The organism is Mycobacterium triplex, from assembly GCF_000689255.1.
Classification (GTDB): domain Bacteria; phylum Actinomycetota; class Actinomycetes; order Mycobacteriales; family Mycobacteriaceae; genus Mycobacterium; species Mycobacterium triplex.
Window position 1 is genome coordinate 2,839,300 of sequence record NZ_HG964446.1, and the last position, 22,343, is coordinate 2,861,642.

Genomic DNA, 22,343 nt, shown 5'->3' on the forward strand with positions numbered 1-22,343 from the left:
TAACCCATCCGATTTAGCGCAGCGGCGGGGCACGCCAATGCTATGGTTGCCGCCGTGGCAACCGGTCTAGACGCTAAGACTCGCCTTCTGATGTGGTGGGTGCGCGCCGAATATTGGCTCGCGCGCACGATACTGCCCGATGTCTACGCAAGCGACGGGTTGATCAGCTTCCACAACGACGCGTTCCTGGACGACCCCGCATTTCAGCGCGCGTACAAGCGCGGCGCGCAATCCCTGCCGGACCCGGACTGGTACCAGTGGCAGTGGCGGGTGCACGTCGGGCTTTGGGCGGCCGAGAACGCGAGCAAGCTGAACGGCGATTTCGTCGAGTGCGGCGTCAGCTACGGGTTCTTGAGCAGCGCCATCATGGAGCACCTCGACTGGGACCGGCTGGGCAAAACCTTCTATCTGCTCGACACCTTCGCGGGAATCGATCCCCGCTTCGTCACCGACACCGAACTGCGATCGGGCGAGGTTGAACGGAGCAAGTTGAAGCTGCGCAATGGGATGTACGTCAGCGGTGTCGACGGCGTCCGGGCCAATTTCGAACAGTGGCAAAACAAGCGCATCATTGTCGGCGCCGTGCCGGAAACGCTCGACCAGGTCGAGTCCCGCACGGTCGCTTATCTGCACATCGACATGAACTGTGCGCCACCTGAAGTCGCGGCACTGCGCCATTTCTGGCCGCGGCTGTCGCCGGGCGCCTTCGTGCTCCTTGACGATTATGCGAATCGGGGGCGCGACGAACAGCGCATCGCGATGGATGCTCTGGCCGTCGAATTGGGCGTGCCGATCGTCGCGCTGCCCACCGGCCAGGGTCTGCTGATCAAGCCGGCGAACTCGTCCGCCTAGCCCTTCTTGCGTGCCGCGTCTTCCAGCAGATCAGCGGCACGGGCAATGCTTTCCGCGGGTGTGGTCATCCGGGTGGCCAGTTCGCGGGCTCGGTTGGCGTATTGCGGGTCGAGGATCTCGCGAAGGTCGTCGATCAGCGTTTCCCGGGTAGCGGTCGAGAAGCGCCGGGCGGCGCCGACCTTCAACCGTTTGACCTGAGCTCCCCAGTACGGCTGATCGGCCGAGCTCCACAGGATCACCGTCGGGATCCCCGCGCGCAGGCTCGCCGCCGTGGTGCCCGAGCCGCCGTGGTGAACCGCGGCACGGCACGCCGGAAAAACCGTCGCGTAGTTCACCGGGCCCACCAGTTTGACGTGCTCGGGATGCGGCACGTCGGTGAAGTCCGTGCCGCCGAAGCACACCAAGGCTCGCTCGCCCAACTGCGCGCACGTCGCGCCGATCATTTCGACCAACTCGGTCGGGGACTCGACGGGGATGCTGCCCGAGCTGAAGCAGATCGGTGGCGTTCCCGCGGCGATCCACGACGTGACCTCGTCGTCGGCGTCGGTGGCCAGCTCCATCGTCAGCGCGCCGACAAAGGGTCGCCGGCCGTCCCACTTCGCCCATTCGGCCGCGAGCCCGGGATAGCACACCTCGTCGTAGCACTGGACCTCGAGCGATCCCCGGTCGGCGATCCGCCGCTGCGAGCGACTTGTCGCGTTCGGCAGGCCGAGTTCGCGGCGCTGCTCATCCTCGACCTTTTTCGTCGAGCGCCAAAACAACCATTCGATCGCCGTCATCGAGGAACGCACCAGGGGCGCCGGCATGGTTCCGACGAGCCGGCCGTTGGCCCGCATCGGGAAGTGATGCAGCGTGGCCAGCGGAATGCCGTAATACTCGGCGACATTGGCGGCGGCTTGCTCGAAATTGATGCCGGTGGACAACAGGTCGGCGCCGTCCGCCAGCGACACCAGCGTCGTGTTCACCTCGGCCCAGTGCACGATGATGGGCTCCCAAATTTTGCGCACCAGGTTGATCGGTCCGCTGATCGTCCAGGCGCTGCGAAAGAAATTCGTCCACATGTTGCGCAGGAAATCCTCGTCGAGGAACTCCTCGATCGTCGGTCCGTAGGACACCGCCGCCAACCCCGCCGCCGCGGCGAAGTCCAGCAGCCCGGGAGGGACGGCCAGGCAGACCTCGTGCCCTCGGTGTTGCAGCTCGCGCCCGACGGCGGCCGAAGGTTCGATGTCGCCGCGTGTTCCGTAGCTTGCCAGGGCAAATTTCATCCCGGAGCCTAGCCTTCCTGTGGTCTAGTTCTTCGTCGCCGGCGCGCGGGCGAAATTTTCCAGCAGATCGGCAGTCTTGGTGGCGCTCTCGGCTGGTGTGGTCATCCGGGTGGCGATCTCGCGAGCGCGGTCGACGCAGTCCGGGGCGAGGATCTCGCGTAGATCGCCGACCAGTGTTTCCTGGGTGGTGGCCGAAAAGGGCCGGGCGGTACCGACCTTCAATCGTTTGATTTGGCCGGCCCAGATTCTCTGGTCGCCCAGGCTCCACAGGCTGAGCGTCGGGACGCCCGCGCGCAGGCCGGCCGCCGTGGTGCCGGCGCCACTGTGGTGCACGACGGCGCGACAGGCGGGGAATACCGTCGCGTAGTTCACCGGGCCCGCCACCTTGACGTGGTCGAACTGCGGCACGTCACTGAAGTCGCTCCAGCCGGAGCACACCAGGGCTCGCTCGCCCAGCTGCCCGCATGCGGCGGCGATCATCTGCACCGTCTCGGCCGGAGATTTCACCGGCGTGCTGCCGAAGCCGAAGAAAATCGGGGGAGTGCCGGCGCCGATCCATGACGCGACCTCCGCGTCGGCGTCGGTGGACATCTCGATTGTCAGCGTGCCGACGAACGGCCGCTGGCCGTCCCACTTGGCCCATTCGGCCGCCAGGCCCGGAAAACACACCTGGTCATAGGCCTGGATTTCCAGCGATCCGCGTGCGGTGATCCGCCGAGGCGCAGGTCCGGTGGCCTTCGGCAGACCCAGGTCACGCCGTTGGGCGTCCTCGGCTTTTTTCGTCACGAATCGCTGCGGCCAGTCCAGCGCCCGAACCGCGGCGCGCGCCAGCGGGGCCGGCACGCCCGGAGCGACCTGGCCGTTGGGCAGCATCGGGAAATAATGCATTGTCGCAAGCGGAATGCCGTAGTACTCAGCGACATTCGCGGGAACCCCGGGAAAACCCGGCCCGGAAAAGACCAGGTCGACGCCGTCCGCCAGCGCGACCAGCGTGGCACTCATCTCCGCCCAGGACTGCGTCAACAGGCCCTGAACTTCGCGCCAGGAGTCGATCACCTCCCGGACTTTCCAGAACTTGCGTAGGAAGTCGACGTCCCAGAACCCCTCCTGCTGGTCGGGCCCGTAGGCCACCGCCTCCAGCCCGGCGGACTCGACCAGTCCCACCAGGTTGGGCGGGACGGCCAATCGGACTTCGTGCCCACGGCGCCGCAGTTCGCGACCGACGGCGGTGCTGGGCTCGATATCGCCGCGGGTCCCATAGCTTGCCAGGGCAAACTTCACAACGGATCCTTTCGGGTGCCGTACGGTGGGCGACGCCAGAGGCCATTATCTCTACTCGGCCGATCGCCGGCTGGGGGTTCGCCGGTCCGCGGGCGGTATTGCTGCCCGAGAGGCGAACCTGCTGCCATACTGCGGGTCGGATGGCTCCGACGCACACCCGATTGCCGCGGCAAAGGAAGGCTCGCAGTGACCGAAGGCACGGCAGCGAACTCGCCCAAGGTGAGCATCGTGGCGACCACCCACAACCAGGAGGGCTACGTTCGCCAGGCCTTCGACAGCTTTCTGGCCCAGCAGACCAACTTTCCGGTGGAAATCGTCGTTGCCGACGACGCGTCGACCGATTCGACTCCGTCGATCATCCAGGAGTACACCGACCGCTACCCGCACATGTTTCGGCCGATCTTCCGGCCCGAGAACCTCGGTCTGAACAAGAACATGACCGGCGCGCTGTCGGCCGCGCGCGGAGAGTACGTCGCGCTCTGCGAGGCGGACGACTACTGGATCGATCCGTTCAAGCTGACCAAGCAGGTCGCCTACCTCGACCGGCATCCGAATGCGTCGGTGTGCTTTCATCCCGTGCGCGTGGTTTGGGAAGACGGCTACGCCAAGGATTCGAAGTTCCCGCCGCCCCATTTACGGGGAAACCTGACGGTCGACGCGCTGCTCTTGATGAACTTCATCCAGACCAATTCGGTCGTCTACCGCCGTCTGGAGCGGTACGACGACATTCCCGCCGACGTCATGCCGCTGGACTGGTATCTGCACGTCCGGCACGCGGCCCGCGGCGACATCGCGATGCTGCCCGACACCATGTCGGTGTACCGCCGCCATTCGCAGGGGATGTGGCACAACCAGGTCGCGGACCCGCCCAAGTTCTGGCTGACGCTAGGGCCCGGCCATGCGGCGACGTTCGACGCGATGCTCGACCTGTTCCCTGACGACCCTGCGCGCGAGGAACTCATCGCCGCCATGGCCGACTGGATCTTGCGTCAGATCGGCAGCGTCCCGGGGCCGGAGGGCCGCGCCGCCCTGGACGGCACCATCGCGAAGTACCCCCGGATGGCGGAGCTGGCCCTGAAACACCGCTGGGCTTCCCGGTCGCGCCGGCGCAAGGCGTCGTGGCGCAGGTTAACCGTGGTGGCGCCCAAGCCTAAAGGGCTGGTGGATGTCTGGCCGTTCAGCCTTAAACACCGGCAGACCGACACGACCGGAGATCCCGTGCGACCCCTCGGCGATCAGGTTATGGACGCGCAAAAATAAACGCGTGGTTTTCGAAATTCGGTAGCCGGCCGAACCTGCCGCAGTTCTTCTTGTGGAGCAGTTTGAACCCGAGTTCGGCCACCTTTGCCTCGAGGTCGGCATCGGTGATACCCCACTGCCAGATGTGGTGCACGTCGCGCCAGGGCCTGTTGTGGTCGGGATGGATCTCGTCGAGTCGACCGTAGAGATTCTTGTAGTTTTCCTGACGCGGATTGTGCGGGACATTGCGGAAGTATTCTTCTTCGCCCAAATCCAGCAGCCTGATGTTATGTCCCGGTCCGGTCCATTGCTGGTTGTAGATCACCAACGCGCGCACATTCTTTGCGTACATTTCGAGGATGGCATCCCAGTCCGGCTTGACTTGGTGCAGGAGTACATCGAACAGCAGCACGGCGTCAACGGCGCCGACTTCACCGGCAACGGCAGGGTCACCGAAGTTGCCTTTGATCAGACGGAGTTGGGGATACGACTTCGCCTTGTTGATCACCTTCTCGGTGGGGTGCGTATCTACCAACGCGGCATCTGTGATTTTGTGCTTGTCGAGCGCGTGGAAGGTGTAACCGCCTTCCACCCGCCAGACACCGCCGAGATCAGCAAACGATTTGATACCCAGGGAGGAGAATGCCTGATCTATAATATCGACTTTATCTTGCAGGATTTTCCGAAAGAGACCAAACATTGTGAACTCCAACACCTCCTGATCGTTTGATTAGCCGGCTGATGAGCACAACTCGTCTCGTTGTTGGATTGGCAGCCTCGTAATCCGGCCCACGCGATCACCCTACAGGCCGGGAAGCGCGGACAGCGGGGTTTGGAACTCATGGTCAATCGCCACCTATCAACTAACCGACTTGCCAGTGCCGACCAGGGTTTAAGGTGATCGACACCGGGACACGGCACGCTCGCCGGGGGGCTGACAAAGGCGAGCGCCTTCGAGCGACGCAGCTCAAGGGGGGATTGCGGGTTTAGGAGGGATTGAATCATGGTGCGCGACTTGACGAACGCCGGCACAGAGGGGCGTCTCGGTTGGCCTCCCACCATCTCCGTTATCACGATTTCCTTCAAGGACCTTGACGGGTTGAAGCGCACTGTCGACAGCGTGCGAGCCCAGCGCTATGAAGGCCGCATCGAACACATTGTGATCGACGGTGGCTCCGGCGACGATGTCGTGGCGTATCTGTCCGGGTGCGTGCCGGGCTTCGCGTATTGGCAGTCCGAGCCGGACGGCGGACGTTACGACGCGATGAATCAGGGCATTGCCCATGCATCGGGTGATCTGTTGTGGTTCATGCACTCCAGCGATTGTTTTCCCGACCCCGATGCGGTGGCCGACGCCGTCGCGGCGATTTCGGGCAAAGGGCCGGCCCGTGAGGTGTGGGGCTACGGCATGGACAACCTCGTCGGGCTCGGGCGCGTGCGCAGTGCGATGCCCTTCAACATCCGGAAGTTTCTCGCCGGTTGGCAAACGGTCCCGCACCAGGCCTCGTTCTACGGGGCATCGCTTGTCGAAAAGCTGGTCGGCTATGACCTGGACTTCGGCATCGCAGCTGACCAGGAATTCATTCTGCGGGCCGCGTTGCTACGCGAGCCAGTCACGCTGCGGCGCGTGCTGTGCGATTTCGACACGAACGGCGTCGGAACGAATCGGCCCCCGAGCGAGGTCTTCAATGACCTGCGCCGCATGTGGGACATGCACGGGCGTTATCCGCTGGGTGGGCGGCGATTGTCTCGCGCCTACCTATGCGGCTGGGAAAACTACTTCGCCTTCTTGGCGTTGGTACACAGACGATTTTCCGACCGCAATGGGGCAGGCTAGGCGCGTCGCAGCCAGAACGAACCCGGTTCGCGGGAATCCAATTGTTCGCGGAGCACGGGGCAGGCCGCGGTCAGTTCAGCCGGATGGTGATGCTTGAGGAAGTTAAGTGCGCCAATGATTTTGAACTCAGAGTTGTAGCTGAGAAAGGCTTCTAGCAGGTACTGCTCATTCCAGAAGCAGCCGGACTGTATCCACTCGTCGAGGTAGTCCTTGGGGCTGAAGATGTCGTGAATATGGATCAAGACACCGGATTTGAGGATCGGCAGGATTTCAAAGTACTCGAACAGAACATCGCCCTGTGGGCGGATCATGTGGGAGGAGTCGATGAAAAGGATGTCGTCGGCCTCTAGTTGGCCGAACAACGAGGTGTCGATCAGCTCCACCGGCTTGCGGACGACGTGTACGCCGAGCTGCTCGAGCCACCCGACCTCGTAGGGTTCGATACACAGGTGCTCGCATTGGTAACCGGGGTCTTCGTCGCGGTTGGCTTGGAGTGCGCTCGCCGCCATCAGGGTCGACCGACCGCTGCCGATCTCGAAGATCCGCCTTGGTTTGAATAGCCTGATGATGTTGTAGAGGTACTCGGCATCGCCCGATTCGAAGAACCCGTTTCGGTAGAAGAACTCATGATCGGTTTGCTGGTCGAGCGGAAACCTCGTCAATTCGTCGTTGAAATGGAATTTCTTCAGCAGATGCAACTGTTCGTCGACATTCCAGTCGATGCCGAGCAGTTCGCGGTCTTCGGATAGCGGCTTTCGCAAGTGAGCAGGGTTGAACAGCGGCTCGTAATAATGATCGAGCAGCGGGTAGATCCCCACTTTTCTGAATACCCGCAACGTCAGCGGCATGCGCCCGAACCCCGTCTGGCGGATCACGCGGAGGGCAAAGGTAGCAGCGGCCGTGACCGGAACTAACGCAAAATCAATCAGCGAGAAGCAGAAATTCTGAAACTTTTGCATCGTCAACTAGCGTTTTGGCCAGATCGACAAAAAGCAATTTGCCCAGGGCGGCAGTGATTTTCAACGTATGCCAGGCGCACGCGGCGATCGTAACATCAACGCCGAGAATTTATCAGCGCTATCGCGGCGCGGTGGCTTCGGTAGCCTGGATCCCGGATTCCGCGCACCGGGGTTTCCCGGCAGGGCGCGTGTCGCGCATTGCCTGCGAGAAAGTTTCTGTTCGTGCCAAACTTTGGCCGTGACGTGCCAGCCGGGTTGACGGAGGGAGAACGGATGGGGACGGTGGAGGCCGCGTATCGACTCGCGCGACGCGCGATCGACAGGGTGCACGGTTATGGGGTCATCAACCGCGGCGGCCGCGGCGTCGTCGGCCTGATCGACGTCGGCTCGGTTGGCCCCCTGCCAGATCCTTGGCATCAGCGCTCCGACCTGGTCAGCCACGTCCTGAAGTTCGAGCCCCGCGACCCGCGCGGTGAGAAACCTCGGGTTGTCACCGTCGACGCGGCGCTGTGGAGCGAACCGGCGACGCTGCCGTTCTACATCTACTCCGGCCAGGCCGGCCACGGATCGTCGCTGTTTCGTGAGGACCAGGACTACGTCCGCCAGAACTTCGAGACGCTGCGCACCCTCGGCCCGCCCCAGCTCGCCGAAACATGGTTCGACCGAGTGCAACTGGACCACATCGAGGAGATCCAGTGCACCACGCTGGATGCCGTGCTGGCCGACCGGGTGGAGCCCTACCACGTCCTCAAGATCGACGCCCAGGGTGCCGAGCGGCAGATCCTGGAAGGCGCGGCCAACTACCTGGCCGGTGGCGATTGCCTTGCGTTGCACCTCGAGCTGTTCCGGCTGCCGCTGTACCGGGGCATCACGCTGCGGCCCGAGGTCCAGGCGATGGTCGACGACCTGGGGTTCAGCCTGGTTAAGGAGTTTCCGCCACACGGGACGTTCGACTCGCAGAACGACTGCGTGTTTCTGCGGCGCGGGGCCGGCGGCCCGGTCGCGGATGCGATCCGCCTCGCCTACGAGCTGTAGACGGCGCCGCCCGAGATGCGTACCGCCGACCGGGTGACCGTGCCGGTGGCCCACCATGGCGAAGGGCCCTACTGGGATGCGCCCACCGGCCGGCTGTTGTCGATGGACGTGCTCGCCGGCGAGATCGTGGCGCTCGATACCTCCGGCAGGATTTCCCGGCACAAGGTGCCGAGCCGGGTCGCCGCGGTGGTCAGGCGCCGGGCGTCGGGCGGATTCGTGATCGCCACCGAGCACGGGCTCCTGGGCGCGGACGAGCAATTGTCGGAATTCGAGCACATCGTCGGCCTCACCGAGGATCCGAACGTGCGGACCAACGACGGAGGCTGTGACCCGTTCGGCGGCTTCGTCATCGGCACCATGGCCTATGACGAACGGCCGGGCGGGGGAGCTGTCTACCGCGTGACGCCCGAGCATCAGGTCACCGAACTGCTGTCGCCGGTGTCGATCTCGAATGGTGTGCAGTGGTCGGCGGACGGTTCCCAGGCCTATTACATTGACACCCCGACGCGGCGGGTCGATGTATTCGACGTCGATGCCGAAACCGGTGCCTGGTCTGGGCGCCGGGCCCATATCCATATCGACTCCGCACGGGGATATCCCGACGGCATGGCCATCGACGAGGACGACGGCGTTTGGGTCGCGTTGTGGGGCGGTGAAGCCGTCGTCCACTACGACGCGGCGGGATGTCTTGTCGAGACCATCGGTGTGCCGGGCGTGACCCAGGTCAGTTCGTGCGCGTTCGGCGGCGACGAGCGTGACGTGCTGTTCATCACCACATCGCGCCAGGGACTGCCCGACGACCAGGAGCCTTCTGCCGGTGCGATATTCGCAGTGCAGACCGGGTCGCGGGGGGCCGTCGCGCCGCAGTTTGCCGGCTGAGGCGGCGATGAACGATGGTAGGCACTGCGTCCGCAACGCCCTCCAATTCCGCCACCTGCGGGTATCGTTACGCCACGATGCTGCTCGAGGAGGATTTCGCAAGAGTTGCGGGCGCCGCAACAGGGGACGTGCCCCCGCTCGGCCTTCGGTGTGGTCCGGCCTCGACAGCACCTCAGGGAACGGCGATTTCGTCACCCGAGAAGACACACAGTCGACCGAGATGGGGCAGGCTCGCGAGCGATGAGTGAGAACCAATCGCCACGCCGGGTATCGGCGGTCATCCGCGCCTTGAACGAAGGCAAGCACATCGGCCGGTTGCTGAAGGGACTCGAGCAGCAGACCGTCAAGCTCGACGAGATCATCCTGGTCGATTCGGGTTCCACCGACGACACCGTCGCGATCGCCGAGGCCGCCGGCTGCACCATCGTGCGCATCGCCAAGAGCGAGTTCTCTTTTGGGCGTGCGCTAAATAGAGGCTGCGCGGCAGCGACCGGCGACATCCTGTTGTTCGCCTCGGCGCATGTCTATCCCGTCTACAACACCTACGTGGAGCACATCGTCGGTGCGTTCGAACGCGACGGGGTGGCCATCGCTTACGGCCGGCAGGTCGGCGACGAGCGAACCAAGTTCTCCGAATCGCGAGTCATGCTGAAATGGTTTCCGAACCAGAACATCTGGGACCAGGGCCACCCGTTCAGCAACAACGCTAACGCCGCGGTACTGAAATCGGTGTGGCAGGACAACCCTTACGACGAGACGCTCACCGGCCTCGAAGACCTCGACTTCGCCAAGAAGGCCCTCGACCGGGGATACAAGATCGCCTATGTCGCGGATGCGCCGGTGGTCCATGTGCACGAGGAAACCTGGAGCACCATCCGAAACCGTTATCGGCGCGAGGCAATGGCCTACGCCCGCATCGTCAAGGGGTCGGACATGTCCCTGCAGCGGGCCCTGGGGCTCGCTCTATCGAACATCGCGAGCGACTACCGGGACGCGATCAAGGCGAATCTGTTGCGCAGCAACGCGCTGAGCATCCCGCAGTTTCGGTTCGCGCAGTTCATCGGGGCGTGGCAGGGCTTCCGCGAGCCGGATCACGTATCTGCGCGGTTGTTGGAACGCTTCTACTATCCGGCCGAAACGCAGAGCAATGAGGTCCCGCCCGCCCCGGGCCGCAAGATCGTCTACACCGAAGACTCCTGAATCACCCACCGTTAGGCAGCAATGAGCCGCACCGTCGCCGTCGTACCGATGCGCCACAACAGTGAGCGCGTGCCCGGAAAGAACTACCGCTTGCTTGCCGGCATTCCGCTGTACCACCACGTCGTCCGGATGTTGGTCGCGGTGCCCCAGATCGATCTCGTCGTGATCGATACCGACAGCGACTTCATCATCAACGACTGCGCCGAGCACTTCCCGCAGGTGCAGGTGCTGCTGCGGCCCGAGCACTTACGCGACGGCAGCATCGCGATGAACGATGTGCTGCTCAATACGCTCGACCAGGTAACCGCCGATGTGGTGCTGCAGACCCACTCGACGAACCCATTTCTCAAGGCCGACACCGTGTCTGCCGCACTGAAGTTGTTCAGCGCGCCCGACAACGAGTTCGACTCGGTGTTCAGTGTCACGCGCCTGCAGGCGCGGTTGTGGGACGCCGAGACGCGGCCGGTGAATCATGATCCGGCGGTACTGCTACGGACCCAGGATCTGGCACCGCTGTACATCGAGAACTCCTGTTTCTTCATCTTTACTCCGGAGCTGTTGCGGGAGAAGGGCACTCGTATCGGTGCCCGCCCGCTGATGGTGGAAATGACGTCGCTGGAGGCCGTTGACATCGACATCGAAGAGGACTTCGCACTGGCCGCCGCCATCGCCGAGCGCACCGAGATCAGCACATGAGTGTTCCGCTGATCCTGGTGACATGCCGGCAGATGCAGGTCGAACTCCCGCAACACCGGGACCGCATCGAGAAACTCGGCTACGAGGTTGTCGCGCCGGATCTCGCTGGGCGCCAACAGTTCACCGCTGCGGAGCTACTCGCGTACGGCGGCGATCGGCTGGTGGGAATCATCGCCGGCGACGACGAGCTTGACCGCACTTTTTTCGACGGCGCCCCCAAGCTCAAGACGGTGATCCGCTGGGGGATCGGCATGGACTCCGTCGATCACGACGCTGCCCGAAACCACGGGGTGACGGTGCGGAACACCCCGGGAGTCTTCGGTCGGGAAGTCGCGGACTCGGCGTTCGGCTACATCTTGAATCTGGTCCGCGGCTACATCGAGGTCGACGCGGCCGTCCGTCGCGGTGAGTGGCCCAAGTCGGAGGGCATCACACTTGCCGGCGCGCAGCTCGGTATCGTGGGCTTCGGTGTGATCGGCCGCGAGATCGCCAAGCGCGCAAAGGGTTTCGACATGGATGTCGTCGCTTACGATCCCTTCATCACCGGGCAAACCGACGTGCCGATCGTCGACCTCGAGAAGCTCTTGGCGATAAGCCGTTTCATCATCCTGGCGTGTCCGCTGACGCCGGAGACCTTCCATCTGATCAACGCTGAACGCCTCGCCCTGGCGAGACCGGATGCCTACCTGGTGAACGTGGCCCGGGGCCCCGTCGTGGCGGAGCAGGACCTCATCGCGGCCCTCAAGGGCGGCCGGCTGGCCGGAGCGGCGCTCGACGTGTTCGAGGTCGAGCCGCTGCCGCTGGACAGCGAGCTGCGCACGTTGCCTAACGTTGTGCTGGGCGCGCACAACGGTTCGAACACCCGCGAGGGTGTGGTGCGGGCCAGCAACGCGGCCGTTGACTTCCTGATCGAGGAGCTGACGCGGTGACCGGCGCGATCATTGTGACCGGCGCTGCCGGCGGGATCGGCACGGCGCTGTGCGAGCGCGTGCGCAAAGACGGATACCTTGCGATCGGGATCGACCGCAACGCCGCCCCGGCCGCCGATATCTACCTTCAGGTCGACCTCAGCGAGTCCGAGCTGCTGGTGGAACTGGGCAGGGACCTGGCCAGGGACCACGAGCTGAAGGCCATCGTGCACAACGGCGCCGTGCAACCCATTGCCGGAGCGGGTGATACACCGTTCGACGAATGGGCGAACGCGCTGCGTGTCAACGTCCTTGCCGTGGATGCGTTGGTCGCGGGGACACGTGAAAGCCTGGCCGCCAACGATGGCTCGGTCGTCGTGATCAGCAGCGTCCACGGTCGCGCGACGACGGGCGGCATCACGGCGTACGCCACGACGAAGGCGGCGCTGGAGGGCTGGGTGCGTTCGGCGGCCATGGACCTCGCCCCGGGCATCCGGGTCAACGCGATCGCCCCGGGGGCGATCGACACCGCGAAGCTTCGCGAGGGGTTCGCGCGCTGGGGAGAAACCGCCGAGGAGCGCAAGGAGTTGCTGCGCCAGCGCACCGCGCTGCAGCGCATCGGGGAGCCGGACGATGTCGCCGGGGCGGTGTCGTTCTTGATCGGCGATGATGCCCGCTTCATCACCGGATCGGTGTTGGTCGTCGACGGTGGGGCAACGGCGCGACTGGGATCGGAATGAGTGAGGACGACGCCGCCGTCGTCGCGGCGTCGTATAAACGGCCGGGTGCAGCACTGCTCAGCACGGATTTTGCTGTACGAAACACATCAAGAACGGGTGATGTCGAACGCCACAAAAAGGCCGCGGTTGCTGGAAGCGTCCTGCTAGGGTCCTACGCCGGGGGTTACACGGAAGAGGCACCCGCTATGACCACCTTTGCTGCTGTGGGCAGGACGAATAGCATCGGATTTCTTCGATTAGTTGCCGCGTCACTTGTGATTGTCGGCCACTCCATCCCCTTCGGCGGATTCGGCAGCTCCGATCCGTTGATGAAGCTGACGCACAACCAAGTCGCGACAGGACGTTTTCCCGTCGATATCTTCTTCGTCCTGAGCGGCTTTCTCATCGCGGCGAGTTTCGAACGCACCGCGGACTGGCGCGTCTACGCTTGGCACCGATTCCTGCGGATCTACCCGGCATACTGGGTGTGCATTGCCGTGACGGGTTTTGTACTGGCGCCGATCTTCGGGTCCGGGGTCGACCCGACGTACGTCGGATTCAACGCCCCGCTCATCACGGGCATCATCGACACGATTCCGGGGATGTTCACCAACAACCCGTACCCATCGGTGAACGGGGCGCTGTGGACCCTACCCTGGGAACTTCGGGCGTATCTGCTTCTCGGCGTCCTCGGCGTCCTCGGCGCATTCAAGCGGGGATGGTTGGTCGTGGCGGTATTCGTGGCTTGTTGGGCGGAATTTGCCGTGGAGATTTTCTCGCACCCCGGATTACAGACGTCCGTCGCGGTGACCTCGGGCATGCGGCTATTCACGTTCTTCTTTGCGGGAACGCTGTTCTACATCTATCGCACGTCGATCCCGGTCAAGGGCCAACTCTTTGCCCTGTCGCTCGCCGTCATCGTGGCCGCCACGATAGTCGGAACGTTCACGCCGGCGTACTCGGGCGGCGTCTTCTATGCGGTTGCGCCCATCCCATTGGCTTACGCGACACTGTATCTCGGCATGCGATTGCGTATCACCAAGGTGAATGCGGTCAACGACCGTTCGTACGGTATCTACATCTACGGCACACTGATGCTCAACGTGTCCGTGTGCTTGGGCCTGCATCGCGTGTTCGGTGATGGCACCGGGTTTTGGAACTGGCTCACCTACCTGCTGCTGACTTACCTGGCAACATACGTGGTGGCGAGCCTCAGTTGGTTCCTGATCGAAAAGCCGGCAATGAGCTACAAGAATCGCCCACCGTGGCGGAGGTCGGGCAAGCAGGCACCCGAGGCGCGCAGCACCCGAGACATGATGGGAGACGCAAAGCAGTGAGTTCGTTCGGTGACCGCTCGGCCCGCATACTCACCCGTTCCATCGCCAGCACCCAAACGTGGCTGAACGACACCCTGACCTCTGCCGGTCGCGCCAACTCCGCTTTCATACGCCGGTTCCGCAACACCCATGCCCGCGAACGCTGCGTGATCATCGGTAACGGCCCCAGTCTTCGCAATACCGACATGAGCCTGCTGCGCGACGAGTGCACCTTCGGCCTCAATCGCATCTATTTGATGTTCGACGAACTCGGCTTCGAGACCACCTACCACGTCGTCATCAACCGGCACGTGGTCGAGCAGTGCGCGGACGATTTCCGGAAGATCAACGCGCCGCTGTTCACGACGGCCCCCAACCGCGACTTCTTGGACGGCGCAACCAACACCGCCTTCCTGAACACCATCGTCGGGCTGTGGCCGTACTTCTCGCCCGACGCAAGCCGCGGAGTCTGGGAGGGCTACACGGTCACTTACGTGGCGATGCAACTCGCGTATTACATGGGATTTTCGGAGGTCGTGCTGATCGGCGTCGACCACCGCTTCGCCGTCAGTGGAACGCCCAACCAACTCGTCGAGTCCACCGGACCGGACGCGAGCCATTTCGACCCGCGCTATTTCCCGAAGGGCTTCAAGTGGCAACTGCCAGACCTGGAGAATTCCGAGGTGGCATATCGGTTGGCCCGACAGGCATTCGAGGCCGACGGGCGGCGGATCGTGGACGCGACCGTCGATGGCGCGTTGACGATATTTCCCAAGCGGTCTCTCGAGGAAGCGCTGGCCAAGTGACAATCGGGACTCCCGAAAGACCCAATGCACACCCTATCGGCAGGCAGGTGGAGAGATGGTTCTGAAATCACTGGCGCGCCGGATATTGCCGCCGTGGGACCTCGACGAGGTCGGGATTGTGTATCACGTCATCGGCGCGGCGCCCGGGACGATGCTCGATGTCGGGGCACACCAAGGCTATTCCGCAGCACCGTTTTTGGTGCGTAAGTGGACGGTTCACGCGTTCGAGCCCGATCCGGCCAACCGTGCGATCCTGTCGAACCGGTTTCCCAACATCACCATCGACCCGCGCGCGGTCGCAGAGAAAGACGGCGACGAGGTGTCGCTGTTCACCAGCGACGTATCGTCGGGCATCAGCACGCTGTCGCCGTTCCACGCAACGCACGAGGCGACCACGACGGTCCGCACCGTGCGGCTTGACACCTACATTCGGGAGCAGGGCATCAAGCAGGTCGATTTCTTGAAGATCGACACCGAAGGCTACGACCTGTTCGCTCTGCGTACATTCCCTTGGGACACTTTGCATCCCACGGCGGTGGTGTGCGAGTTCGAGGACAACAAGACCACCCGGCTTGGCCACGATGTGCACGACATCGCTCGTTTCGTCCAGGAGCGTGGGTACGCGGTGCTGGTTTCCGAGTGGGAGCCGATTACCGAGTACGGTGTCCGGCACACCTGGCGCCGTTTTGCGCGCTACCCGACGGAGCTTGGCCCCGACAGCTGGGGCAACCTCATCGCGGTCGAGCCGTCCCTGCTTGAATCCGTTGAGCGCGCAGGCGAATCCGCGGTCAGACGGATGCGCATCCGGCGGTGGGCCGAGTCATGAGGCGTGCAGGATCAGGTGCGTCTGGTCCCATCGCTCGGCCCGGTAGACGGCGTTGGTGTAACCGAGGTCTTCGAGCATCTTGTTGACCTCGTCCGCGGACGATCCGAAGCCCGGCAGGAATGTGTCGTGGACTTCGATGAACAGGGCCCGCGGTCGTCGCGGTCCGGTCAACAGCTGTTGCGCGCCACGCAAGGCCAAAATCTCGGCGCCCTCGACATCCAGCTTGAGCACCGTCGGGTGCGGCAACCGTCCCTCGGCGCACAGGCTGTCCAGCGTTCGTGCCGTGACGGTTACGCTGCCGCTTTCTCCGCGCTGGTGCACGAGGCTCGGGCTGTTTCCGTCGTCGCCGTCGGTGTAGAGAACAACGCTGCCGTCGGTGTCGCTGATGGCGATTGGTTCGAGGGTGAACGCGCGATCGGGGTTGAGCGCACTATTGACTTTGAGTCGACGCTGGATAGCGGGATCGGGTTCAAAAGCCACTGTGCGACAAATCTTCGCGGCGTGCAGCGCCACCATGCCGATATTTGCACCGATGTCGAATAAAACGTCGTCGTTCCGAAGATCTTGGAGCATCGCGCCGGTGTATTCGGTCTCTCCGCCGTGCTCGAGGACCCGGAAGGTCTCCACCAGATTGCTGATCTCGAATCGCACACCTGCGGTTTCGAAATCAGTCAGCGTCACCACCATAGGCAGTTGGCGCTTGTAGAAATACTCGTTGACGCGCGTTTTTACGCCCGCTGCAACCTGTCGAATCGATTTCACTTGAGCCGTCGCCTCCCGGAAATTCGCACGGCCTGCACTCTACCGTTTAGGGCGGAAGTCCGAGGTGCTCTCAGCGCGGCCCAGTCTGCAAAGTGCTTGTGCTCGGCATCTACGATGAAGCAAACGACGTCCCAGCAAATGAACCGATAGAGGCGGGAATCTTCTGTGAAACGGGCACTGATAACCGGGATCACCGGACAGGACGGCTCGTACCTTGCCGAACTGTTGCTGGCCAAGGGTTATGAGGTGCACGGTCTCATCCGCCGGGCCTCGACGTTCAACACGTCGCGCATCGATCACCTCTATGTCGACCCTCACCAACCTGACGCGCGGCTGTTCTTGCACTACGGCGACCTCACCGACGGAACCCGCTTGGTGACCTTGCTGAGCACCATCGACCCCGACGAGGTGTACAACCTTGCGGCGCAGTCACATGTGCGGGTCAGCTTCGACGAACCGGTGCACACCGGCGACACCACCGGCATGGGATCGATCCGGCTGCTCGAGGCCGTCCGGCTGTCGCGCGTGGACTGCCGCTTCTACCAAGCGTCCTCGTCGGAGATGTTCGGTGCATCGCCACCTCCCCAGAACGAGGCGACACCGTTCTATCCGCGGTCACCGTACGGCGCGGCGAAGGTGTACTCCTACTGGGCCACCCGCAACTATCGGGAGGCCTATGGGTTGTTCGCGGTCAACGGCATCTTGTTCAACCACGAATCTCCAAGGCGTGGTGAGACATTCGTGACCAGAAAGATCACTCGAGCGGTGGCGCGCATCAAAGCCGGCGTCCAGGCGGACGTCTACCTGGGTAACCTCGACGCCGTTCGCGACTGGGGGTACGCGCCCGAATATGTCGAAGGGATGTGGCGCATGCTGCAGGCCGCCGAGCCCGAGGACTTCGTGTTGTCGACCGGTCGCGGTTACTCCGTGCGCGACTTCGCCCAGACCGCCTTCGAGCACGCGGGGCTGGACTGGCAGAAGCACGTGAAATTCGACGACCGTTATCTGCGGCCCACCGAGGTGGATTCACTGATCGGCGACGCCACCAAGGCCGCCCAAACGCTGGGCTGGAAGGCGTCCGTACACACCGGCGAGTTGGCGCGAATCATGGTGGACGCGGACGTCGCCGCATTGGAGTGCGACGGCCGACCCTGGATCGACAAGCCGACGCTGCCCGGTTGGAGCTGAGCGCGAGCATGAATTCGCCGATCGGCGTCCTCGACCGCGCCTTGCCGGTGTACATCGCCGGGCACCGCGGGCTCGTCGGGTCCGCGCTGTTGCGCAAATTCGAGGCCGAAGGATTCACCAATCTTGTTGTGCGGTCCCACGATCAACTCGACCTGACGGACCGGGCGGCGACGTTCGACTTCATCCTGGAGTCCCGACCGCAGGTGGTCATCGACGCCGCCGCGCGCGTCGGCGGCATCATGGCCAACAACACTTATCCCGCCGACTTCCTGTCCGAGAACCTGCAGATCCAGGTCAACCTGCTCGACGCAGCGGTGGCCGCGCGGGTACCGCGGCTGCTGTTCCTCGGCTCGTCGTGCATCTACCCGAAATTCGCTCCGCAGCCCATCCCGGAGAGCGCGCTGCTCACCGGCTTGCTGGAGCCGACAAACGACGCCTACGCGATCGCCAAGATCGCCGGCATCCTTCAGGTGCAGGCGGTTCGGCGCCAATATGGCCTGTCCTGGATTTCGGCGATGCCGACCAACCTCTACGGCCCCGGTGACAACTTCTCCCCATCGGGTTCGCATCTGCTGCCGGCGCTGATCCGCCGCTACGAGGAGGCCAAGGCCAGTGGCGCGCCGGAAGTGACCAACTGGGGGACCGGCACGCCGCAGCGAGAGCTGCTGCACGTCGACGACCTGGCCGCCGCGTGCCTGCATCTGCTGGAACACTTCGACGGTCCGACTCACGTCAACGTTGGTACCGGCGTCGACCACACCATCAGCGAGATCGCCGACATGGTCGCCGCGGCCGTCGGCTACGGCGGCGAAACGCGCTGGGACCCAAGCAAACCGGACGGCACGCCGCGCAAACTGCTGGATGTTTCCATCCTCCGGCAGGCGGGCTGGCAGTCCAAGATCGCGCTGCGAGACGGCATCGAGGCCACGGTTGCCTGGTATCGCGCCAACGCCGACGCGGCGCGGCAATGATCGCGGATTGCGGCGGCTCCGAAGAAGTGATTTGGTTTAGCGACGACGCTGTTCGCGGACGTCGGACACCACAAGGACGGAAGCGCACAATGCACGTGAGGGTGACACGGTAGTGGAAAAGACCGAGACCGCAGCGGTATTCACCGCGCACAACATCCGCCTCGATGACGGAACGTACACGATGCCCGACTCGCCGCATTCGATGGTGGACCTCTCGTGGTTCAAATCGTCGCGCGGACTTCTGGAGACCGTGTTTCCCGGGGACAAGAGTCAATTCCGCTTGGCGGATGTCGGTTGTCTGGAAGGCGGATACGCCGTCGAGTTCGCCCGCATGGGGTTCCAGGTACTCGGGATCGAGGTGCGCGACTTGAACATCGCCGCCTGCAACTACGTGAAATCGAAGGTCGACCTGCCCCGGCTGGAATTCGTCCAGGACAACGCGCTGAACATCGCTGACCACGGGCTTTTTGATGTGGTCTTCTGCTGTGGGCTGTTCTACCACCTAGAGCGGCCGAAGGAATACCTGCACACGTTGTCGGCGGTGACGAAAAAGCTTCTGATTCTTCAGACGAATTTCGCGCTGGTCAGCAGACGAGACCGAATTTTCCGGGTGTCGACCGGGCTGCCATGGCTCGCCGACCGGCTGCTGAGGCGCCAGGTCAAGACCAGATTCATCCTCTCGGCGCCCGCCGAGAACGAAGGCCTTGGCGGACGGTGGTTCACGGAGTTCCCGACCAAGGGGTCATTCGCCAAGCGGGACTCCAACAGATGGGCCTCGTGGGACAACCGAAAGTCATTCTGGGTCCAGCGTGAGCACCTCCTGCAGGCCATGCACGACGCGGGATTCGATCTCGTCATGGAGCAATTCGACAACTTGAAACCCACCATCGCGGAGAATCTGCTTGGCCGTCGCTACCAAACGGATCTTCGCGGCACCTTCATCGGCATCAAAACCGGGTAAACCAACGCTGCGCTAGCGCAACACCTTTGGCATCTGCTGAATCGCAGTAACGCGTTACGTGCCGGATTCGGCGGCGTGCCGGTAGCCACGCACGGCCATCGGAACGAACACCACCAGCAGCGTCCCCGTCCAGAGCAGTGTCAACGTCATGGGCCACAAAAGCGGTCCGCCGCGAGCCAGCGCGCCCATCGCCTCGATGGGCGCGGACATCGGTTGTAGGTGGACCAGCGGTCGAAGCCACTCGGGGAACTGGTTGATCGGGGTGGTGCCCGGGTTGAGGAATGCCAGCGAGACGGTTGCGGCCACCAGCCAGGTCATGATGGTGCGGCCGTTGCTGCGGATTGCCACCGCCAGCACGACGGCCGTGTATCCCAGCGCCGCTACCGACGGGATCAGGATGAACAGCAGTGCCGTAGCCCAGCCATGAGCGAAGCGCAGACCCAGTCCCACACCGATGGCCGTGATCAGCACCGTCCCGACCGACGCCCGCACCGCCTCCGCGGTCAGCCGACCGATCAGGGCGCTGGCCCGGTGTATCGGCATCACCCACATCCGGCTGAGCAGGTGCCAATCGCGCTCCATCTGAATGCCGACCGCACCACCCAGCGCGCCGAACACCGCGGACAATATGGTGCACAACGGGACAAGGCCGTACACACTGTCGACACCGGTGACCCGGCGCACTTGTGCGCCCAACACCACCTCGTAGACGACCAGCAGGAAGATAGGGAGCATCAGCGACCCCATCAGCACTCCCTGATCGCGTCGCCAGCGGGTGAGCAGCTGCGCGGCCTGCACCCAGCTCTGGGTCAGCAGTGAGCCTTGCATCGCGGAGGGGCGGGTCGCTTGGTGGAGTGGTGTCACTTGGTCCGCCTTTGCAGCTTCAGCGTGATCGTGCCGAAGACCAGCACCATGCCGATGCACCAGGCCAGGCAGGCCGTCAGGTTGCCGGTCGGCACATGCCCGGTGGCGAGGCCGCGCAGTGTTTCGGCGGCCTGAGACACGGGCTGGTCGCGCACATACGGCCGCAGCCAGCCGGGAAAGGTCTTCTCGGGCGCTATTCCGGTGGACAACATGAACAGCAGCACCTGCGGGACGAACAGCAGCGGGGTGACGGCCTGCAAACTGCTCGCACCCGACCCCAGCGCGTCAGCGCCCAGAGCAACGGCCAGGCACAGCAGCAGCGCCATCGACACGAAGGCCAGCCCATAGCCCAGCCCGCCGGTCATCCGGAACCCGAACCCGTAGCCCGCGACGATCGCCACGGCGAGTGCCATCGCGGCCCGCATCAGGGTGGCCACAATGCGGGCGATCACGGGGGCAGCCGTAGAGATCGGCAGCGTCGCGAAGCGTTCGCCGACCGCGGTCAGGCGGTCACGCGCCGCGCGGTCCGCGGTCAGCAATCCGACGAATACGACCGACTGGACGACCACCGCGGGTACCAAATACTGCGAATAACTGATGTGACCGGTGTCGACCAGGCCGTGCAGTGCCACGCTGAAGCCGGCCAGGTATGCGACGGGGGAGAGCACCTCGAATATCAGCCCGCCGTCGCGGGCCGCGCCCATCAGCGAACGTTCGGTCAGGGCCCCCAGGGCGCTCATGATTGGGTGACGGTGCGTTCGGTGATGTGCAGGAACGCTTCGTCCAAGGACGGTTTGCGCAGCGAGATGTCCATCAGCTCGATGCCGAGCGCGTCGACGCGGCGGAACACCTCGCTGAGGGTGGCGACTCCGTCGGGTGCCAGCACCGACACCGAGTTCGTGTCGGCGTCGACGTCGATTCCGTGCAGGCCGGTCAACGCCGCCGCGACTTGGGTGAGGTCGGCCGGATTGGCCGGGGTGACCTGGCAGTAGCCCGCACCCGCCCGGCGCTTGAGCTCCTCGGCGGTGCCGCTGGCGATTACCTGGCCTTGGTCGATCACGACGACCGAGTCGCTGAGCAGGTCGGCTTCTTCCAGATATTGCGTGGTCAGCAGGACGGTAACGCCCTGCAGGGCCATCGAGCTGACCAGAGACCACAAGGCGCGGCGACTGCGCGGGTCCAGTCCGATGGTTGGCTCGTCGAGGAACAGCACTTCGGGCAGCACCACCAGCGCGATGGCGAGGTCGACGCGCCGCCGCATGCCCCCGGAGTACGTGGACGCCCTGCGGTGAGCGGCGTCGGTGAGTTCGAATTGCTCGATCAGCTCGTCGGCGCGGGCCTTCGCCTGCTTGCGGCCCAGCCCGCGCAGCCGGCCGAACAGCACCAGGTTCTCCCAGCCGTTGAGCAGCGGGTCCATCGCGCTGAACTGCCCGGCCATGCCGATGCTGGCACGCACCTGGGCGGGCTCGCTGAGGATGTCGTAGCCGTTGACGCGCGCGCGGCCCGCGTCCGGGCGGATCAGCGTCGACAAGATGTTGATGGTGGTCGTCTTGCCGGCGCCGTTGTGCCCGAGCACGCCGCACACCGTCCCGGTCGGAACGGAGAAACTCACGCCACGCAGCGCGGGCGTGGCGTTTCCGAAAGTCTTCGTCAGGCCATCAACCTCTATTGCATGCGGGCTCACACAAGGGAGTATTTCATGGTGGGTGCCGGTAGTTGGCCGTAATAGCCGGACATGACACCATCGGGGAGCGCTGCGGGCCTGCTGCGCTGCGGCGA

At 63.8% G+C, this 22,343-nt stretch carries 23 protein-coding genes; 15 read left to right on the plus strand and 8 right to left on the minus strand.

Going from position 1 to position 22,343, the window contains the following annotated elements; genetic code table 11:
- The first annotated feature begins 54 nt into the window (after positions 1-54).
- Complete coding sequence (locus BN973_RS13325; RefSeq protein ID WP_407067579.1) at positions 55-852, plus strand: TylF/MycF/NovP-related O-methyltransferase; 798 nt, start codon at positions 55-57, stop codon at positions 850-852.
- Here BN973_RS13325 and BN973_RS13330 read toward each other — a convergent pair.
- Both BN973_RS13330 and BN973_RS13335 read right to left on the minus strand, forming a co-directional pair.
- Positions 849-2,117 (minus strand): glycosyltransferase, encoded by a 1,269-nt coding sequence (locus tag BN973_RS13330; protein ID WP_036468716.1) that lies wholly within the window; start codon positions 2,115-2,117, stop codon positions 849-851. The genes BN973_RS13325 and BN973_RS13330 overlap by 4 nt on opposite strands.
- Before the next feature lie 24 nt (positions 2,118-2,141).
- Positions 2,142-3,398, minus strand: coding sequence for a glycosyltransferase (locus BN973_RS13335; RefSeq protein WP_036468717.1), 1,257 nt, complete (start codon positions 3,396-3,398; stop codon positions 2,142-2,144).
- 186 nt (positions 3,399-3,584) lie between these two features.
- Between BN973_RS13335 and BN973_RS13340 the strand changes: the two genes are divergently transcribed.
- Positions 3,585-4,658, plus strand: a complete 1,074-nt coding sequence (locus BN973_RS13340; RefSeq protein ID WP_139830211.1) for a glycosyltransferase — start codon at positions 3,585-3,587, stop codon at positions 4,656-4,658.
- Here the strand turns inward: BN973_RS13340 and BN973_RS13345 are convergent.
- Positions 4,639-5,337 (minus strand): hypothetical protein, encoded by a 699-nt coding sequence (locus tag BN973_RS13345; RefSeq protein ID WP_036468719.1) that lies wholly within the window; start codon positions 5,335-5,337, stop codon positions 4,639-4,641. The two genes, BN973_RS13340 and BN973_RS13345, sit on opposite strands and share 20 nt — an antisense overlap.
- A 303-nt stretch (positions 5,338-5,640) precedes the next feature.
- Between BN973_RS13345 and BN973_RS13350 the strand changes: the two genes are divergently transcribed.
- The gene (locus BN973_RS13350) at positions 5,641-6,474 is read left to right on the plus strand and encodes a glycosyltransferase family 2 protein (protein ID WP_084163384.1); all 834 of its coding nucleotides are present in this window, start codon (positions 5,641-5,643) and stop codon (positions 6,472-6,474) included.
- Here the strand turns inward: BN973_RS13350 and BN973_RS13355 are convergent.
- Positions 6,471-7,433 carry a class I SAM-dependent methyltransferase gene (locus tag BN973_RS13355; RefSeq protein WP_036468721.1) on the minus strand — a complete coding sequence of 321 codons (963 nt, stop codon included), beginning with the start codon at positions 7,431-7,433 and terminating at the stop codon, positions 6,471-6,473. The genes BN973_RS13350 and BN973_RS13355 overlap by 4 nt on opposite strands.
- A gap of 273 nt (positions 7,434-7,706) precedes the next feature.
- Here BN973_RS13355 and BN973_RS31680 point away from each other — a divergent pair, with 273 nt between their 5' ends.
- The 9 genes from BN973_RS31680 to BN973_RS13400 all read left to right on the plus strand — a co-directional run bounded on the left by BN973_RS31680 (position 7,707) and on the right by BN973_RS13400 (position 15,818).
- On the plus strand, positions 7,707-8,468 hold the full coding sequence (locus BN973_RS31680) for an FkbM family methyltransferase (protein ID WP_232232074.1): 762 nt from the start codon (positions 7,707-7,709) through the stop codon (positions 8,466-8,468).
- A 15-nt stretch (positions 8,469-8,483) separates the two neighbouring features.
- Entirely contained in the window at positions 8,484-9,347 is an 864-nt protein-coding gene (locus BN973_RS13365; protein ID WP_036468722.1) for an SMP-30/gluconolactonase/LRE family protein, read from the plus strand.
- A 240-nt stretch (positions 9,348-9,587) separates the two neighbouring features.
- On the plus strand, positions 9,588-10,547 hold the full coding sequence (locus tag BN973_RS13370) for a glycosyltransferase family 2 protein (protein ID WP_036468724.1): 960 nt from the start codon (positions 9,588-9,590) through the stop codon (positions 10,545-10,547).
- A gap of 21 nt (positions 10,548-10,568) precedes the next feature.
- On the plus strand, positions 10,569-11,243 hold the full coding sequence (locus tag BN973_RS13375; protein WP_036468725.1) for an acylneuraminate cytidylyltransferase family protein: 675 nt from the start codon (positions 10,569-10,571) through the stop codon (positions 11,241-11,243).
- Positions 11,240-12,172 (plus strand): phosphoglycerate dehydrogenase, encoded by a 933-nt coding sequence (locus tag BN973_RS13380; protein WP_036468728.1) that lies wholly within the window; start codon positions 11,240-11,242, stop codon positions 12,170-12,172. The genes BN973_RS13375 and BN973_RS13380 overlap by 4 nt, the downstream gene beginning before the upstream one ends.
- Entirely contained in the window at positions 12,169-12,891 is a 723-nt protein-coding gene (locus tag BN973_RS13385) for an SDR family NAD(P)-dependent oxidoreductase (RefSeq protein ID WP_036468730.1), read from the plus strand. Before BN973_RS13380 ends, BN973_RS13385 begins: the two co-directional genes overlap by 4 nt.
- The gene (locus BN973_RS13390) at positions 12,888-14,207 is read left to right on the plus strand and encodes an acyltransferase family protein (RefSeq protein ID WP_084163385.1); all 1,320 of its coding nucleotides are present in this window, start codon (positions 12,888-12,890) and stop codon (positions 14,205-14,207) included. Before BN973_RS13385 ends, BN973_RS13390 begins: the two co-directional genes overlap by 4 nt.
- Positions 14,204-14,992: a 6-hydroxymethylpterin diphosphokinase MptE-like protein gene (locus tag BN973_RS13395; protein ID WP_232232075.1), complete on the plus strand. Its 789-nt coding sequence runs from the start codon at positions 14,204-14,206 to the stop codon at positions 14,990-14,992. The genes BN973_RS13390 and BN973_RS13395 overlap by 4 nt, the downstream gene beginning before the upstream one ends.
- Before the next feature lie 55 nt (positions 14,993-15,047).
- Positions 15,048-15,818: an FkbM family methyltransferase gene (locus BN973_RS13400; protein WP_051641244.1), complete on the plus strand. Its 771-nt coding sequence runs from the start codon at positions 15,048-15,050 to the stop codon at positions 15,816-15,818.
- Here BN973_RS13400 and BN973_RS13405 read toward each other — a convergent pair.
- A complete protein-coding gene (locus tag BN973_RS13405; RefSeq protein ID WP_036472375.1) occupies positions 15,813-16,499 on the minus strand; it encodes an FkbM family methyltransferase in 687 nt (228 codons plus the stop codon). The genes BN973_RS13400 and BN973_RS13405 overlap by 6 nt on opposite strands.
- 246 nt (positions 16,500-16,745) lie before the next feature.
- Here BN973_RS13405 and gmd point away from each other — a divergent pair, with 246 nt between their 5' ends.
- The 3 genes from gmd to BN973_RS13420 all read left to right on the plus strand — a co-directional run bounded on the left by gmd (position 16,746) and on the right by BN973_RS13420 (position 19,700).
- A complete protein-coding gene (gene gmd / locus BN973_RS13410) occupies positions 16,746-17,768 on the plus strand; it encodes a GDP-mannose 4,6-dehydratase (protein WP_036468734.1) in 1,023 nt (340 codons plus the stop codon).
- 8 nt (positions 17,769-17,776) lie between these two features.
- The gene (locus BN973_RS13415; RefSeq protein ID WP_051641584.1) at positions 17,777-18,739 is read left to right on the plus strand and encodes a GDP-L-fucose synthase family protein; all 963 of its coding nucleotides are present in this window, start codon (positions 17,777-17,779) and stop codon (positions 18,737-18,739) included.
- Positions 18,740-18,851: 112 nt separating this feature from the next.
- A complete protein-coding gene (locus BN973_RS13420) occupies positions 18,852-19,700 on the plus strand; it encodes a class I SAM-dependent methyltransferase (RefSeq protein ID WP_036468736.1) in 849 nt (282 codons plus the stop codon).
- A 54-nt stretch (positions 19,701-19,754) separates the two neighbouring features.
- On the opposite strand, the gene BN973_RS13425 is transcribed toward BN973_RS13420, so the two are convergent.
- Genes BN973_RS13425 through BN973_RS13435 form a run of 3 tightly spaced genes read right to left on the minus strand, consistent with a single transcriptional unit; the run spans position 19,755 to position 22,248 of the window.
- Entirely contained in the window at positions 19,755-20,528 is a 774-nt protein-coding gene (locus BN973_RS13425; RefSeq protein ID WP_036468737.1) for an ABC transporter permease, read from the minus strand.
- A 32-nt stretch (positions 20,529-20,560) separates the two neighbouring features.
- Positions 20,561-21,304 (minus strand): ABC transporter permease, encoded by a 744-nt coding sequence (locus BN973_RS13430; RefSeq protein ID WP_036468738.1) that lies wholly within the window; start codon positions 21,302-21,304, stop codon positions 20,561-20,563.
- Positions 21,301-22,248, minus strand: coding sequence for a daunorubicin resistance protein DrrA family ABC transporter ATP-binding protein (locus BN973_RS13435; protein ID WP_036468739.1), 948 nt, complete (start codon positions 22,246-22,248; stop codon positions 21,301-21,303). Before BN973_RS13435 ends, BN973_RS13430 begins: the two co-directional genes overlap by 4 nt.
- Positions 22,249-22,343: the final 95 nt, after the last annotated feature.